Origin of the sequence: Bacillus sp. FSL K6-2861 (assembly GCF_038630725.1) — a bacterium.
Taxonomy (GTDB): domain Bacteria; phylum Bacillota; class Bacilli; order Bacillales; family Bacillaceae; genus Bacillus; species Bacillus velezensis.
Genome location: NZ_CP152037.1, coordinates 2,878,473 through 2,893,947, shown reverse-complemented (window position 1 = coordinate 2,893,947; position 15,475 = coordinate 2,878,473). Strand labels below are relative to the sequence as shown.

At 46.9% G+C, this 15,475-nt stretch carries 16 protein-coding genes, 2 tRNA genes and 1 riboswitch; of the genes, 17 read left to right on the top strand and 1 reads right to left on the bottom strand.

The window, feature by feature from the left end; translation table 11 throughout:
• Positions 1-3: 3 nt before the first annotated feature.
• From NYE62_RS14280 to NYE62_RS14265, 4 genes are all read left to right on the top strand, one after another.
• On the top strand, positions 4-1,494 hold the full coding sequence (locus NYE62_RS14280; protein WP_015417949.1) for an alpha-N-arabinofuranosidase: 1,491 nt from the start codon (positions 4-6) through the stop codon (positions 1,492-1,494).
• 153 nt (positions 1,495-1,647) lie between these two features.
• On the top strand, positions 1,648-1,962 hold the full coding sequence (gene trxA, locus NYE62_RS14275; protein WP_003152560.1) for a thioredoxin: 315 nt from the start codon (positions 1,648-1,650) through the stop codon (positions 1,960-1,962).
• Between the two features lie 141 nt (positions 1,963-2,103).
• Positions 2,104-3,876, top strand: coding sequence for an excinuclease ABC subunit UvrC (gene uvrC / locus NYE62_RS14270; protein ID WP_015417948.1), 1,773 nt, complete (start codon positions 2,104-2,106; stop codon positions 3,874-3,876).
• Positions 3,877-3,937: 61 nt separating this feature from the next.
• Positions 3,938-4,117: riboswitch (Lysine riboswitch) on the top strand.
• Positions 4,118-4,242: 125 nt separating this feature from the next.
• Positions 4,243-5,472, top strand: coding sequence for an aspartate kinase (locus NYE62_RS14265; RefSeq protein WP_342497014.1), 1,230 nt, complete (start codon positions 4,243-4,245; stop codon positions 5,470-5,472).
• A 46-nt stretch (positions 5,473-5,518) separates the two neighbouring features.
• Here the strand turns inward: NYE62_RS14265 and NYE62_RS14260 are convergent, their stop codons facing one another.
• Positions 5,519-5,965 carry a YslB family protein gene (locus tag NYE62_RS14260; protein WP_007612940.1) on the bottom strand — a complete coding sequence of 149 codons (447 nt, stop codon included), beginning with the start codon at positions 5,963-5,965 and terminating at the stop codon, positions 5,519-5,521.
• Positions 5,966-6,261: 296 nt separating this feature from the next.
• Between NYE62_RS14260 and sdhC the strand changes: the two genes are divergently transcribed.
• From sdhC to NYE62_RS14195, 13 genes are all read left to right on the top strand, one after another.
• Positions 6,262-6,870 (top strand): succinate dehydrogenase cytochrome B558, encoded by a 609-nt coding sequence (gene sdhC, locus NYE62_RS14255; protein WP_003152571.1) that lies wholly within the window; start codon positions 6,262-6,264, stop codon positions 6,868-6,870.
• 33 nt (positions 6,871-6,903) lie between these two features.
• Positions 6,904-8,664 carry a succinate dehydrogenase flavoprotein subunit gene (sdhA, locus tag NYE62_RS14250; RefSeq protein ID WP_003152573.1) on the top strand — a complete coding sequence of 587 codons (1,761 nt, stop codon included), beginning with the start codon at positions 6,904-6,906 and terminating at the stop codon, positions 8,662-8,664.
• 2 nt (positions 8,665-8,666) lie between these two features.
• A complete protein-coding gene (gene sdhB / locus NYE62_RS14245; RefSeq protein WP_003152575.1) occupies positions 8,667-9,425 on the top strand; it encodes a succinate dehydrogenase iron-sulfur subunit in 759 nt (252 codons plus the stop codon).
• 59 nt (positions 9,426-9,484) lie between these two features.
• Positions 9,485-9,922: a thioesterase family protein gene (locus tag NYE62_RS14240; protein ID WP_012118126.1), complete on the top strand. Its 438-nt coding sequence runs from the start codon at positions 9,485-9,487 to the stop codon at positions 9,920-9,922.
• Between the two features lie 120 nt (positions 9,923-10,042).
• The gene (gerE, locus tag NYE62_RS14235; protein WP_003152579.1) at positions 10,043-10,267 is read left to right on the top strand and encodes a spore germination transcription factor GerE; all 225 of its coding nucleotides are present in this window, start codon (positions 10,043-10,045) and stop codon (positions 10,265-10,267) included.
• Between the two features lie 186 nt (positions 10,268-10,453).
• Entirely contained in the window at positions 10,454-10,894 is a 441-nt protein-coding gene (locus NYE62_RS14230; RefSeq protein WP_003152580.1) for a MarR family transcriptional regulator, read from the top strand.
• A 7-nt stretch (positions 10,895-10,901) separates the two neighbouring features.
• On the top strand, positions 10,902-11,720 hold the full coding sequence (gene racE / locus NYE62_RS14225; protein ID WP_012118125.1) for a glutamate racemase: 819 nt from the start codon (positions 10,902-10,904) through the stop codon (positions 11,718-11,720).
• A 106-nt stretch (positions 11,721-11,826) separates the two neighbouring features.
• A complete protein-coding gene (locus NYE62_RS14220; RefSeq protein ID WP_014418573.1) occupies positions 11,827-12,912 on the top strand; it encodes a GerMN domain-containing protein in 1,086 nt (361 codons plus the stop codon).
• Positions 12,913-13,021: 109 nt separating this feature from the next.
• On the top strand, positions 13,022-13,759 hold the full coding sequence (gene rph / locus NYE62_RS14215) for a ribonuclease PH (RefSeq protein ID WP_342497013.1): 738 nt from the start codon (positions 13,022-13,024) through the stop codon (positions 13,757-13,759).
• An 11-nt stretch (positions 13,760-13,770) separates the two neighbouring features.
• Positions 13,771-14,367 carry an XTP/dITP diphosphatase gene (locus NYE62_RS14210; RefSeq protein WP_087920775.1) on the top strand — a complete coding sequence of 199 codons (597 nt, stop codon included), beginning with the start codon at positions 13,771-13,773 and terminating at the stop codon, positions 14,365-14,367.
• 15 nt (positions 14,368-14,382) lie between these two features.
• Positions 14,383-14,892 carry a metallophosphoesterase gene (locus tag NYE62_RS14205; protein WP_071181914.1) on the top strand — a complete coding sequence of 170 codons (510 nt, stop codon included), beginning with the start codon at positions 14,383-14,385 and terminating at the stop codon, positions 14,890-14,892.
• 113 nt (positions 14,893-15,005) lie between these two features.
• Positions 15,006-15,079: transfer RNA gene (locus NYE62_RS14200), tRNA-Arg, on the top strand.
• A 124-nt stretch (positions 15,080-15,203) separates the two neighbouring features.
• Positions 15,204-15,277 (top strand) — tRNA-Arg (locus tag NYE62_RS14195).
• Positions 15,278-15,475: the final 198 nt, after the last annotated feature.

Below are 15,475 nucleotides of genomic sequence, written 5' to 3'. Positions count from 1 at the left end.
AGTTTGTCTCACAATACGGCAGTCATTCAAACTGATATCACACGGGGAACCATTAATAAAAACATATACGGACATTTCGCGGAACACCTGGGAAGAGGCATATATGAGGGCATCTGGGTCGGAAAAGATTCCGATATTCCGAATACCGGCGGGGTCAGGACGGATGTCGCCGCCGCCCTCAAACAGCTTCAGATTCCCGTCCTCAGATGGCCGGGCGGCTGCTTTGCAGATGAATACCATTGGGCAAACGGCGTAGGGAAACGCAAAACCATGCTGAATACCCATTGGGGCGGGACGATTGATTCCAATGAATTCGGCACGCACGAGTTTATGATGCTTTGTGAACTGCTCGGCTGCGAACCGTACATCGCCGGAAACGTCGGCAGCGGAACGGTTAAAGAAATGGCTGATTGGATTGAATACATGACGTTTGAAGCGGGCACGCCGATGTCCGACTGGAGAAAAGAAAACGGGCGGGAAAAACCGTGGAAGCTGACATATTTCGGAATAGGAAATGAGAACTGGGGCTGCGGCGGAAACATGCATCCTGAGTATTATGCCGACCTTTACAGAAACTTTCAAACCTATGTCCGCAATTACAGCGGTAATGAAATCTATAAAATTGCCGGCGGCGCGAATGTCGATGATTACCGCTGGACTGAAACTTTAATGAAAAAAGCCGCTGATCTCATGGACGGGCTGAGCCTTCATTATTACACAATACCGGGCGACTTCTGGAAGGGGAAAGGATCAGCGACGGAGTTTACAGAAGATGAATGGTTCATCACGATGAAAAAAGCGGCGCATATGGATGAATTGATCACAAGGCACAGTGCCATCATGGATCAGTACGATCCCGAAAAAAGAGTCGGGCTGATCATTGATGAATGGGGCACGTGGCTTGATCCTGAGCCGGGCACGAATCCGGGCTTTCTGTATCAGCAGAATACGATCCGCGACGCCCTTGTCGCAGCCACGCATTTTCACATTTTTCATCAGCACGCAGACCGCGTACAGATGGCCAATATCGCGCAAACCGTCAACGTGCTTCAGGCAATGATCCTGACAGAAGGGAAAGACATGCTGCTGACGCCGACGTATCATGTGTTTGATATGTTTAAGGTGCATCAGGACGCTTCTCTTTTGGCGACAGAAACAAAAGCAGCCGGGTACGAATGGAATGACGGCCGGCTCCCGCAAGTCAGCATTTCAGCGTCCAAACAGCAAAACGGAGACATACATATCAGCCTTTGCAATATCGATCATCTGCACAAAGCTGATGTGAAGATTGAACTGCGAGGCATGAAAAAGACAGGGAAGCCTTCGGGAACGATTCTTCACGCGGAAAAAATGAATGCCCACAATACATTCAGCAGTCCGGAAAACGTCAAACCGAAGCCGTTTTCCGGGTTTGCTCAAAAGGGCGGAAAACTTGAGGCGGAGCTTCCTCCGATGGCGGTTGTACTAATCACGCTGCCTGCGAATCCATCTTAAGTTTTGAACGCCTGCCGCCCGGTTATAATACACTGTATAAAAAAGATTATTTCCGGCGGGTTCGGGAGAAAATAATATAAGCATTAAATTAGCATGAACGAATGGGAGATGCTATACTAAAAATCATCATTTGACAATTGGAGGAATAACAAAATGGCTATCGTAAAAGCAACTGATCAATCGTTCTCAGCTGAAACAAGTGAAGGTGTCGTATTGGCTGATTTCTGGGCTCCTTGGTGCGGACCTTGTAAAATGATCGCGCCCGTTCTTGAAGAGCTTGATCAAGAAATGGGAGACAAACTGAAAATCGTCAAAATCGACGTGGATGAAAACCAAGAAACTGCCGGTAAATACGGCGTCATGAGCATCCCGACACTTCTCGTATTGAAAGACGGAGAAGTCGTTGAAACATCTGTCGGTTTCAAACCGAAAGAAGCTCTTGAAGAGCTTGTAAACAAACATCTGTAAGCCGAAAGCTTCCGTTACGGCAGGGCGATTCCTTTGAAGGGAATCGCCTTTTTTGATCTTCCAAAAGCTGAGAATGGAGAAAAACAAATGTTCGTGATACACTGAATGGACACGAGAAATGAATGTAAGGAAGGGTAACGTATGAATAAACAACTGAAAGAAAAACTGGCCCTCCTTCCCGATCAGCCGGGCTGTTATTTAATGAAAGACCGTCAAAAAACAGTCATCTACGTGGGGAAAGCGAAAGTCTTGAAAAACAGGGTGCGATCTTATTTCACCGGTTCTCACGACGCAAAAACCCAACGGCTTGTGACGGAGATTGAGGACTTTGAATATATCGTGACTTCCTCCAATCTTGAAGCGCTTATTTTGGAAATGAATCTGATTAAAAAATACGATCCGAAATACAATGTCATGCTGAAAGATGATAAAACCTATCCCTTTATTAAAATCACCCATGAACGCCATCCGCGGCTGATTGTCACCCGGAATGTCAAAAAAGACAAAGGACGCTATTTCGGCCCGTATCCGAATGTGCAGGCGGCGCGGGAAACGAAAAAACTGCTGGACCGCCTTTACCCGCTCAGGAAATGCTCAAAGCTTCCGGACCGCGTCTGTCTCTATTATCATCTCGGACAATGCCTTGCCCCATGTGTAAAGGATATATCTGAGGAGACAAACCGCGAGATTGTTGAAGACATTACCCGTTTTTTAAAGGGAGGGCATAACGAAATCAAAAAAGAGCTCGAAGCGAAAATGGCAGAAGCGGCGGAAAAGCTTGAATTTGAACGGGCTAAAGAATTCCGCGACCAGCTTGCTCACATCGAATCGACGATGGAGAAGCAAAAAATGACCATGAATGACCTTCTGGACCGCGATGTGTTTGCATATGCCTACGATAAAGGCTGGATGTGCGTCCAAGTCTTTTTCATACGCCAAGGAAAACTGATCGAACGTGACGTCAGCATGTTTCCGATGTATCAGGAAGCGGATGAAGAATTTCTGACCTTCATCGGCCAGTTCTACTCTAAAAACAATCACTTTCTGCCTAAGGAAATTCTGGTGCCTGACAGCGTTGACAGGGACATGATCACCGAGCTGTTGGAAACCGCCGTGCATCAGCCGAAAAAAGGCCCGAAAAAAGAGCTGCTTTTGCTTGCGCACAAAAATGCGAAAATCGCCCTGCGGGAAAAATTTTCGTTAATCGAGCGGGATGAGGAACGGTCAATCGGTGCAGCCGAACGGCTCGGCGAAGCGCTGAATATTTACACGCCGCATCGGATTGAAGCGTTTGACAACTCCAATATTCAAGGCACAAACCCCGTATCGGCCATGATTGTCTTTATTGACGGAAAACCGAATAAAAAGGAATACCGCAAATATAAAATTAAAACCGTAACAGGGCCGGATGATTACGGCTCAATGAGGGAAGTCGTCAGAAGAAGGTACACGAGGGTGCTTCGCGAAAATCTTCCGCTGCCGGATTTAATCATCATTGACGGCGGAAAAGGGCAGATTAACGCGGCGCGCGACGTGCTCGAGAATGAGCTCGGCCTTGATGTCCCGGTAGCGGGATTGGCGAAAGATGATAAACATCGGACATCCAACCTTTTGATCGGCGACCCGCTTGAACCGGTGTTTCTGGAGCGAAACAGCCAAGAGTTTTACCTGCTTCAGCGCATTCAGGACGAAGTTCACCGTTTTGCGATCAGCTTTCACAGACAGATCCGGGGAAAAAGCGCCTTTCAATCCGTTCTGGATGATATCCCCGGAATCGGCGAAAAACGCAAAAAAATGCTCTTAAAACATTTCGGATCTGTCAAAAAGATGAAGGAAGCAAGCCTTGACGATATCAAAAAAGCGGGTGTGCCGGCCGCGGCGGCCCAGCTGCTGTTTGAAAAATTAAAAAAATAGTATTGTGCTTTTCTGAAAAATCTGCTAGAATGTGAACTAATTTCATAAGATCGTGTTATATGGTGAAGATAGAGGTGCGAACTTCAATAGTAAGCCTTTGGAGAATGATGGATTCTGCGAAAAAGGCTGAAAGGGGAGCGTCGCCGAAGTGTATCACATCCCATCGGTGTGATTCGCTGGCCTTGCATTAAATAAATGTAAGGCTGTCAAGAATTCATTTTCTTGGAGGGCTATCTCGTTGTTCATAATCAATCGTAATGATATGAAAAAGCAATGAGAGCTATTCCTCTCATTGCTTTTTTTATTGTGGACAAAACGCTCTTTTCTCCTCACCCGCACGAACCAAAATGTAAAGGGTGGTCTAGTATGGGTCTTATCGTACAAAAATTCGGAGGCACTTCCGTCGGCTCTGCCGAAAAAATTCAAAATGCCGCAAATCGCGCCATTGCTGAAAAGCAAAAAGGCCATGACGTCGTAGTCGTCGTTTCGGCAATGGGAAAATCAACCGACGCGCTCATTAACCTCGCGGCTGAAATCACATCTGAACCAAGCAGACGCGAGATGGATATGCTTTTGTCTACGGGAGAGCAGGTCACGATTTCGCTTTTGGCCATGGCGCTTCAGGAAAAAGGATATGACGCCGTCTCTTATACGGGCTGGCAGGCGGGTGTCCGCACGGAAGCCGTTCACGGCAATGCGAGAATTACGGATATTGATATCACGGCGATTCGTTCGCAGCTTGCAGAAGGCAGGATTACAGTCGTTGCCGGTTTTCAGGGCGTAACGGAAGACGGAGGCATCACGACGCTCGGACGGGGCGGTTCCGATACGACGGCGGTCGCTCTTGCCGCAGCGCTGGAAGCGGATAAATGCGACATTTATACAGATGTTCCGGGCGTATTTACGACAGATCCGCGGTATGTCCGGTCAGCGAGAAAACTGGCGGGAATTTCTTATGATGAAATGCTGGAGCTTGCAAATCTAGGAGCGGGTGTTCTTCACCCGCGGGCGGTTGAGTTCGCGAAAAACTACCAAGTGCCTTTAGAAGTGCGGTCAAGTACGGAACATGAAGCGGGAACATTAATTGAGGAGGAATCATCAATGGAGCAGAATTTAATCGTCAGAGGAATTGCATTTGAAGACCAGATCACGAGGGTGTCCGTTACGGGCCTTGCAAGCGGATTGACAACACTTTCAACAATCTTCACCGCGCTGGCAAAACGAAACATCAACGTTGACATTATTATTCAGACACAGTCGGACGATGGGGAAGCGGATATTTCTTTCTCAGTGAAAACGGAAGATGCCGCGCAAACGGTCGCCGTGCTTGAAGAATATAAAAACGCGCTTGACTATGAAAAAATTGAAACCGAAAGAAAACTGGCGAAAGTCTCCATTGTCGGGTCGGGCATGGTTTCGAATCCCGGCGTCGCCGCGGACATGTTTGCCGTACTGGCGGAAAAAAATGTACAAGTCAAAATGGTAAGCACATCTGAAATAAAAGTATCAGCGGTTGTCAGCGAAAATGATATGGTGAAAGCGGTCGAAGCGCTTCATGATGCGTTTGAGCTTTCTAAACAGCCGTCTGCCGTATAAACGGGCAGGCAAAAAGGCGGGACTTGGAGTCACCGCCTTTTTTCAATTATACAGGGTCCTTCATATCCCATTTTACAGTCAGGACGACTTTATCCGCTCTCTTTTTTACCTGTTCATAAGATTCTGCAATCTGATCGTTCATCAATTGAATCTGTTCGGCTATAAAACCGGCTTCAAGCTGAAAACAAGGCTCTTTCTGATGTTTGAGCCTGCTGGATACGAGCGGTCCTTCCAGTTCAAATTCCAGTTCTTGTTTTTTCGATCCTGCGTTTGTCAAAGTTCCCCAGCCGGCTTTTTCAAAAAAGGCGGGGATTTCTTCCCACGATTGAAGAGGAAATTTGCGGGCGAGGCGTTTTCCCGCCCAATACATCATCGATGAATGCTCCGGGCCGAGGATATCCGGAAGCACGATTTCCCGGATTAATTCGTAGCCGTATGCGCTGACGTCGAGTTCAGTTAAAGGTTCTAAAGCTGCTTCATAATTATTCTTCATATTATGTATTCCCCTCTCTCCTTCGTTTATTATAGCTTAAACAGGGGGGAGGATTACAGGATGATCCTATAAAACACGCGAAAAAATGTGAGAAAGATATCGCAGGAAAATAAAATTTTCCCTCCAGATAATCAATTCCGAAAATTATAATTTATGTACACGTTTTCTTGACGCCCTTTTGAGGGAGGAGTAAAATGAAATTGTCAATAAATTTTAATAAAGTGCTTACAATTGAAACGAAGTGGGGGCAGAGATTTTAGTACATTTCGCACTTAAATCAAACAGGGGGTAAAGTAATGTCTGGGAACAGAGAGTTTTATTTTCGAAGATTGCATTCCTTGCTCGGTGTTATTCCGGTCGGCATCTTTTTGATCCAGCATTTAGTCGTCAACCAATTTGCCGCAAGGGGAGCGGATGCGTTTAACAAGGCGGCCGGCTTTATGGACAGTCTGCCGTTCAGGTATGCGTTAGAAATTTTTATTATTTTCTTACCTTTAATTTATCATGCGGTTTACGGTGTGTACATAGCATTTACTGCGAAAAACAACGCTGGCCACTACAGTTATTTCAGAAACTGGATGTTTGTGCTTCAGCGTGTCACTGGTATTCTCACCCTTATTTTCGTCAGCTGGCATGTATGGCAGACGCGGATTGCCGCGCAGATGGGCGCTGAAGTCAACTTCGATATGATGGCGAATATTTTGAGCTCGCCGTTTATGCTCGGTTTTTACATTGTAGGCGTTTTATCGGTCATTTTTCACTTTTCAAACGGCTTATGGTCTTTTGCGGTCACATGGGGGATCACGGTCACGCCGCGTTCTCAAAGAATTTCGACTTACGTGACGCTGATTATATTTTTAGCGCTTTCATACGTAGGTTTAAAAGCGATTTTTGCGTTTGTGTAAGAGAACTAGATTACTAGAGGGAGAGGGGCTATCATGAGTCAATCAAGCATTATCGTAGTCGGCGGGGGTCTTGCCGGCCTCATGGCGACAATTAAAGCAGCGGAATCAGGCACGGCCGTTAAATTGTTTTCCATCGTTCCGGTCAAACGCTCTCACTCGGTCTGCGCGCAGGGCGGGATAAACGGAGCTGTCAACACAAAAGGGGAAGGAGACTCTCCGTTTGAGCATTTTGATGACACGGTATACGGAGGCGACTTTTTGGCAAACCAGCCTCCTGTAAAAGCGATGTGTGAAGCGGCGCCGTCCATTATCCACTTATTGGACCGCATGGGGGTTATGTTTAACAGAACGCCGGAAGGGCTCTTGGACTTCCGCCGTTTCGGGGGTACACAGCATCACAGAACCGCATACGCGGGAGCGACGACGGGTCAGCAGCTTCTTTACGCACTGGACGAGCAGGTGCGCAGATATGAAGTGGCGGGTCTCGTCACAAAATACGAAGGCTGGGAATTCCTCGGCGCCGTTCTTGACGATGAGCGCACGTGCCGCGGTATCGTAGCCCAAAATCTGACCAATATGCAAATCGAGTCATTCCGTTCTGACGCCGTTATTATGGCGACGGGAGGTCCCGGAATCGTATTCGGGAAATCAACAAACAGCATGATCAACACGGGATCTGCCGCATCAATCGTTTATCAGCAGGGCGCTTATTATGCAAACGGCGAATTTATCCAAATTCACCCGACAGCAATCCCGGGGGACGATAAACTGCGTCTGATGAGTGAATCGGCGCGCGGCGAGGGCGGAAGAGTCTGGACGTACAAAGACGGAAAACCTTGGTACTTCCTTGAGGAAAAATATCCGGCTTACGGAAACCTCGTGCCGCGGGATATTGCGACACGTGAAATCTTTGACGTGTGCGTGAATCAGAAACTCGGCATCAACGGTGAAAACATGGTGTATCTCGATCTGTCGCACAAAGATCCGAAAGAGCTCGACGTTAAGCTTGGCGGCATTATCGAAATCTATGAAAAATTCATGGGCGATGACCCGCGCAAGCTTCCGATGAAAATTTTCCCTGCCGTTCACTATTCAATGGGCGGACTGTGGGTTGATTATGATCAGATGACAAGCATCCGCGGACTGTTCGCAGCGGGTGAATGTGATTATTCAATGCACGGAGGAAACCGTTTAGGGGCGAACTCTCTGCTTTCCGCCATCTACGGAGGAATGGTGGCCGGACCGAATGCGGTGAAATATGTTTCCGGACTTGAAACATCAGCGGAAGACCTGTCTTCTTCATTATTTGATTCCTATGTGAAAAAAGAAGAAGAAAAATGGGCCGATATTATGAAGATGGACGGGGACGAAAATGCCTACGTGCTTCACCGTGAGCTCGGAGAATGGATGACGGCCAACGTCACGGTGGTCCGCCACAACGACAAGCTTTTGAAAACGGATGACAAAATCCAAGAGCTGATGGAACGCTTTAAGAAAATCAATATCAACGATACGACAAAATGGAGCAACCAAGGGGCGATGTTCACCCGCCAGTTCTCCAATATGCTTCAGCTTGCCAGAGTTATCACGCTCGGCGCATATAACCGAAATGAAAGCCGGGGAGCGCACTATAAACCGGATTTCCCTGAAAGAAATGACGATGAGTGGCTCAAAACGACGATGGCTAAACATGCCGGTCCGTTTGAAGCTCCGGAATTTGAATATCAGGATGTCGATGTATCACTGATTGCGCCCCGTAAACGCGACTACTCGAAGAAGAAGGTGGCGAAATAATCATGAGTGAGAAAAAGATACGGTTTATCATTACACGTCAGGATACGCCCGAAAGCGCGCCATACGATGAAGAATTCGAAATCAATTACCGCCCGAACCTGAACGTGATTTCCGCCCTGATGGAAATCCGCAGAAATCCCGTGAATGCAAAAGGAGAGAAAACCACTCCGGTCGCATGGGACATGAACTGTCTTGAAGAAGTATGCGGCGCCTGCTCCATGGTCATCAACGGAAGACCGCGCCAGTCATGTACGGCGCTGATTGATAAGCTGGAACAGCCGATCCGTCTGAAGCCGATGAAAACATTCCCGGTTGTCCGTGACCTTCAGGTTGACCGCAGCAGAATGTTTGATTCACTGAAAAAAGTGAAAGCATGGGTGCCGATTGACGGAACTTACGATTTGGGGCCGGGGCCGAGAATGCCGGAAAAACGCCGCCAGTGGGCATATGAATTGTCTAAATGCATGACATGCGGCGTCTGCCTCGAAGCCTGCCCGAACGTCAACAGCAAGTCGAAATTCATGGGGCCTGCCCCGATGTCGCAAGTTCGTCTGTTTAATGCCCATCCGACGGGTGCGATGAACAAAGCAGAACGTTTAGAAGCGTTAATGACAGACGGCGGCCTCGGAGATTGCGGGAATTCACAAAACTGTGTTCAATCCTGCCCGAAAGGCATTCCGCTTACGACTTCAATCGCCGCTTTGAACAGAGATACCAATTTACAAGCATTCCGTAATTTCTTCGGAAGCGACAGAGTATAAGAAAGAGAAAAAGAGCCTCTTCCGCACGGGAGAGGTTTTTTTATAAGGAGCTGAAGGTGATGAAACAACCGCAATATATAGATATCCCGTTTGAAGAATGGAGACAGTCGTTTTCTTTCTTTACTGAAGTATCGGTTCGTTTTTCAGAAACGGATATGTTCGGCCATATGAATAATGTAACCCCTTTCATCTATTTTGAAGAAGCGCGGATCGCTTATTTTAAACAGCGAGGCATAACGGCGCAAAACTCTGAAACGATGACGGTCGTCGCAAGCCAGCAGTGCGACTATATGCGTCAGGTGATGCCGTATGAAAATCTGCGGATTTATGTGAAAGCAAGCGCTGCCGGAAATGCGTCCGTCACCCTTCATTACCTTGGAGAAAATGAGTCGGGCCTGCCGTGCTTTACAGGTTCCGTCGTTATGGTTCAAGTGTCGAAGAAAAGCGGCAAAGCGGTCAGCTGGACGGAGCGGGAGAAAGGCATTCTGCTCGCCTGAACGGATAACTATTTCTCTAAGAGACGTCACCTCCGAAGCGCCCTTTACATATGATATCTTGACTATATAAACCCATTCGTTTCAGATTCGCTCTCACCTTAGCAAGGAGGGTTACAATACTTGAAGGAGAAAGATTTTCAATCAAAGCCGCTGCTGACCAAAAGAGAAAGAGAAGTATTCGAATTGCTCGTTCAAGACAAGACAACAAAGGAAATTGCAAGCGAGCTATTTATCAGTGAAAAAACTGTACGGAATCACATTTCAAATGCCATGCAGAAGTTAGGTGTGAAAGGGCGTTCGCAAGCTGTTGTCGAGCTTCTTAGAATGGGTGAGCTAGAGCTCTGATTCTTGCCGGTTTTCCTTCTTTTCGAGAAGGAGCCGGTTATTTGCGTTGGCGCCCGGGCTGATGGGCATGCGGTGAAAATCCCGGTTTTTCCTTTTTCTCTGTCAGTCTTGCATTTTCTTAAAAAAAGAAGGAAAATAGACACGGAGCGCATAGCCCATAAAGATCCTTGAGTGAGGGATGGACAAATGACATCAAAATCTGTAGAGCATGTTGCGGATATCGAAAAATCACTCCGCCATATCGCTGCGATCATTAAACAAAAAGGAAGAGAAATCCTTAACCAATATGCAATTACACCGCCGCAATTCGTGGGGCTTCAATGGCTTTATGAATTGGGGGATATGACAATAGGCGAATTATCAGGCAAAATGTATTTGGCTTGCAGCACGACGACGGATCTGATAGACCGCATGGAAAAAAATAAGCTTGTCGAGCGGGTGAAAGACCCGGCTGACAGACGGGTCGTCAGAATTCATCTTCTCGCTGAAGGAGAGCGCATTATCCAAGAAGTGATTTTGAAAAGACAGGCTTATTTGCGGGATATGTTTGCGACATTTTCCGAAGAAGAAACAGCCGCTTTCGAAAAATCATTATTGAAACTGCAGCATGAAATGAAAAGAAAATGAGGCGATTTTGTTGGAACAGCCGATAGGAGTCATTGATTCCGGGGTTGGCGGGTTAACCGTTGCTAAGGAAATCATGAGACAGCTACCGAAGGAAAATATCATCTATGTGGGAGATACAAAACGCTGCCCGTACGGCCCGCGTCCTGAAGAAGAAGTTCTTCAATACACGTGGGAAATGACCGATTACCTGCTGGAAAACCACCATATCAAAATGCTCGTGATCGCCTGCAATACGGCCACGGCCATTGCCTTGGAGGATATTCAGCGCAAAACGGATATTCCGGTTGTCGGCGTCATTCAGCCGGGTGCGAGAACGGCGATAAAGGTCACGAAAAACCAGCATATCGGCGTCATCGGCACGGTCAATACCATTAAAAGCAGAGCATATGAGCAGGCGCTGCTCGGGTTAAACGCAGAACTTCAAGTTGAGAACACGGCTTGTCCGCTGCTCGTGCCGTTTGTGGAAAGCGGACGGTTTCTTCAGGAATCAGCGGAGGAAGCGGTTGAAGCATCGCTTGAGCCTTTAAAAGGTACATCAATTGACACCTTGATTTTAGGATGTACGCATTATCCGATTTTAAAAGATCCGATTCAGAACTATATGGGAGAGCATGTGAAAATCATTTCCTCCGGAGACGAGACGGCGAGAGAAGTGAGCACCATCTTGTCTTATAAAGGTTTGTTAAACCAATCGAAACATGCACCGGAGCATCAATTTCTTACAACGGGAGAGCGGAACGGTTTCGCAAAAATTGCCGAAGACTGGTTCGGCCACGAAATCGGCCATGTCGAGTGCATCTCCCTTCAAGAGCCGGTCAGAAAATAAATCAAAAAAACCCGCTGTTTACGGCGGGTTTTTTTGCGCATCCCGGTCTATTTCCCGGACAGGGCTCGTATACATCATAGTACAAACAGCCTTAGGAGGGAAAAGTATGCTGAAAAAAGGACCTGCAGTCATTGCTGCAACATGTCTTACTTCGGCTTTTGTGTTATCTGGATGCGGTTTGTTTCAATCCGATAAAACAGCCGGGGAAATTGACCCGCCTCAAGACATTTCATATGTAAAGGATGAAGCGGGAATTCAGGCAAAACCAAAGCAGTCAGAGAAAAACGGCACTTCTAAAGCCGACCAGCCGGCCAATACAGTCATGCGAGAGCTGTATCTGATTGATAAAAACGGCTATGTCGCAGCACAGACACTGCCTCTTCCGAACAGTGAGGGAACCGCAAAGCAGGCCCTTGAGTATTTGGTTCAGGGGGGGCCTGTGTCAGAAATCCTGCCGAACGGCTTCAGAGCGGTGCTCCCTGCGGATACGACGGTAAATGTCGATATTAAAAAAGACGGCACTGCCGTCGCTGATTTTTCGAAGGAATTTAAAAACTATAAAAAAGAAGACGAACAAAAAATCCTGCAATCGATTACATGGACGCTTACCCAATTCAGCTCAATAGATAAAGTCAAAATCAGAATCAACGGGCACGAACTAAAAGAAATGCCTGTGGGCGGCACGCCGATTACGGGCGATTTAAGCAGAAAAGACGGGATTAATATTGAAACGGCCGGAGTGAATGATCTGACAGACACCCATCCGCTGACTGTATATTATTTGGCGGAAACAGAGACGAGCGAATACTACGTGCCTGTCACAAAGCGGATTGACAATTCGGAAACAAATGACATCACCGCTGCCGTTGAACAGCTCGCCGACGGACCGGGCAAAGCAAGCGGGCTTTTGACGGACTTTAATAACGATGTTAAGCTTCTCAGCAAGCCGAAAGTAAAAGACGGCCAGGTTACACTGGACTTTAACAGCTCCATTTATGGAAGCGCCGACGAAAAAACAAAAATGGTATCATCGGGCGTACTGGACAGCATCGTTCTCACGTTAACCGAACAGCCGTCGATCAAAAGTGTTTCTATAAAAGTAAACGGAAAATCAGAACTGGTGAATGAAAAAGGAGAATCCCTTTCAAAACCTGTTTCGAGGCCGTCACAAGTGAATACGGGTAGTTTTTAATTTGCGATTTTTGATATACTAGTAAAAAAGAGGTTAGCGTTCCGGCTGCCTCTTTCTTTATTCACAATCCGGAACAAAAGGTTTATGTACATATAATCGGAGGTAAAATATGAGACACGACGGAAGACAGCACGATGAGCTGCGCCCTATCACATTTGATTTGGATTTTATCACTCACCCAGAAGGCTCTGTTTTAATTACAGCGGGAAATACGAAAGTCATCTGTAATGCATCTGTGGAAGACCGGGTGCCGCCATTTTTACGCGGCGGAGGAAAAGGCTGGATCACAGCGGAATACAGCATGCTTCCCCGCGCGACGAATCAAAGAACGATAAGAGAATCTTCAAAAGGAAAAGTCTCCGGCAGAACGATGGAAATTCAGCGGCTGATCGGGCGCGCGCTCCGGGCCGTCGTTGATTTGGAGAAGCTCGGCGAACGGACGATCTGGATCGACTGTGACGTCATTCAAGCTGACGGCGGAACAAGAACGGCTTCCATTACCGGCGCCTTCTTGGCAATGGCCATTGCGATTGGCAAACTCGTAAAAAGCGGCGTTATCAAAACCTCTCCTGTGACAGATTATCTCGCAGCCATTTCTGTCGGGATGGATAAAGAAGAAAGCCTTCTTTTGGATCTGAATTATGAAGAGGATTCGGCGGCTGAAGTCGACATGAATATTATCATGACGGGAAGCGGACGTTTTGTAGAGCTTCAAGGGACGGGCGAAGAAGCCACATTCTCCCGTGAAGATTTAAACGGACTGTTAAGCCTTGCCGAAAAAGGAATCCAGACGCTTATTCAAAAGCAAAAAGAAGTGCTGGGAGAAACATTGCCTGAACTGAAATAAGAAAGAGAGGCCTGATCACCGTGAAAGAAGCCATTATTGCGACACACAATCAGGGAAAAGTGAAAGAATTCAAGGAAATACTCGAACCGAAAGGCTACAGCGTCTCTTCTTTGGCGGAAATCGGATTTACGGAAGAAATTGAGGAAACCGGACATACCTTTGAAGAAAACGCCATCTTAAAAGCGGAAGCCGTGGCAAAAGCCGTAAACAAAATGGTCATTGCAGACGACTCCGGTTTATCGGTGGACAACCTTGGAGGCAGACCGGGCGTTTATTCAGCCCGTTATGCCGGAGAAGCAAAAGATGATAAGGCGAATATGGACAAGGTGCTGTCAGAATTAAAAGGCATCGAAAAAGAGCAGCGCACGGCCCGTTTCCGCTGCGCCCTTGCCGTCAGCATGCCGGGGCAGGAAACAAAAACGGTCGAAGGTCATGTTGAAGGGTATATTGCGGAAGGACCCGAAGGAGATAACGGGTTCGGCTATGATCCCATTTTTATTGTAAAAGATAAAGATAAAACCATGGCCCAGCTGACAAGCGCTGAGAAAAACAAAATCAGCCACAGGGCTGAGGCGCTCAAGAAACTGTCAAAGCTGCTTGATTCATAAGGGGGAGCGTATGCAATGAAAGTGCTGATAATAAGTGACAGTCACGGCCTTGAAGACGAGCTGGAGACGATTGCAAAGCGGCACGAAGACGAAGCGGATCTGATGATTCATTGCGGTGATTCAGAGCTTGACGCCGCACATCCGGCGCTCACGCCGTATCACACGGTAAAAGGCAATTGCGACTTTGGCGGCGGGTTTCAGGATGAACTCCTTCTGGACGCCGGTTCAAAGAAAATTCTGGCCGTTCACGGGCATCTTCACGGCATTAAACAGTCACTTTTAACTGTTTTTTACCGGGCGGAAGAGCTTGGGGCGGATATCGTCTGCTTCGGCCATTCACATATTGCCGGGAGTGAAGAGCTTCGGGGCAAGCTTTTGATTAATCCGGGCAGCATCCGTCTTCCGAGAGTCCGCAATGTGAAAAGCTATGCCATTCTTACTCTTACAGAAAGAGAAGGCGCTGTGACATTTTACGACGAAACGGGTCGGGAATTGAAGGACTTGGGGAATACAATCAGTTTTTAACAAGTGATGGGGGAGATTTCATTCTTCTCCATCAAAAGTTTTTAAAAAAATATTGACTTATGATTTGAACCTGTATATAATAAATCTTGTCGCTGATACATAAAGCAAAAGCTGTCCCAGTAGCTCAGCTGGATAGAGCAACGGCCTTCTAAGCCGTCGGTCGGGAGTTCGAATCTCTCCTGGGACGTACAAAAAAAGAGCTGGTGACATCAGAGTGAAAACTGATGCCGCTGGCCTTTTTTATCGGATGACTATATTGTCAATTCGCTGATATCATGATAAAATGATCAGCAGAACAATTTGATTTTCATGTCCCAGTAGCTCAGCCGGATAGAGCAACGGCCTTCTAAGCCGTCGGTCGGGAGTTCGAATCTCTCCTGGGACGTATAAAAAACCTCAAGCCCTGACAATGGGTTTGAGGTTTTTTTGTATTTTATTTTTATTTTACGAAACAAAAGTTCCGTATTTGATGAAAATTGTAAAGTAATTTTAATATAAATGAAACTTAATGTAATATTTACCGTAATAAATATATGTATAAATATACTTAAGGCGCCCTTGAGTGATAAATTTTCTAATTTCT

Coding starts and splice junctions, on each gene's coding strand:
- trxA (WP_003152560.1), top strand. CDS start 1,648: ATGGCTATCGTAAAAGCAACTGATCAATCGTTCTCAGCTGAAACAAGT.
- uvrC (WP_015417948.1), top strand. CDS start 2,104: ATGAATAAACAACTGAAAGAAAAACTGGCCCTCCTTCCCGATCAGCCG.
- NYE62_RS14265 (WP_342497014.1), top strand. CDS start 4,243: ATGGGTCTTATCGTACAAAAATTCGGAGGCACTTCCGTCGGCTCTGCC.
- NYE62_RS14260 (WP_007612940.1), bottom strand. CDS start 5,965: ATGAAGAATAATTATGAAGCAGCTTTAGAACCTTTAACTGAACTCGAC.
- sdhC (WP_003152571.1), top strand. CDS start 6,262: ATGTCTGGGAACAGAGAGTTTTATTTTCGAAGATTGCATTCCTTGCTC.
- sdhA (WP_003152573.1), top strand. CDS start 6,904: ATGAGTCAATCAAGCATTATCGTAGTCGGCGGGGGTCTTGCCGGCCTC.
- sdhB (WP_003152575.1), top strand. CDS start 8,667: ATGAGTGAGAAAAAGATACGGTTTATCATTACACGTCAGGATACGCCC.
- NYE62_RS14240 (WP_012118126.1), top strand. CDS start 9,485: ATGAAACAACCGCAATATATAGATATCCCGTTTGAAGAATGGAGACAG.
- NYE62_RS14230 (WP_003152580.1), top strand. CDS start 10,454: ATGACATCAAAATCTGTAGAGCATGTTGCGGATATCGAAAAATCACTC.
- NYE62_RS14220 (WP_014418573.1), top strand. CDS start 11,827: ATGCTGAAAAAAGGACCTGCAGTCATTGCTGCAACATGTCTTACTTCG.
- rph (WP_342497013.1), top strand. CDS start 13,022: ATGAGACACGACGGAAGACAGCACGATGAGCTGCGCCCTATCACATTT.
- NYE62_RS14205 (WP_071181914.1), top strand. CDS start 14,383: ATGAAAGTGCTGATAATAAGTGACAGTCACGGCCTTGAAGACGAGCTG.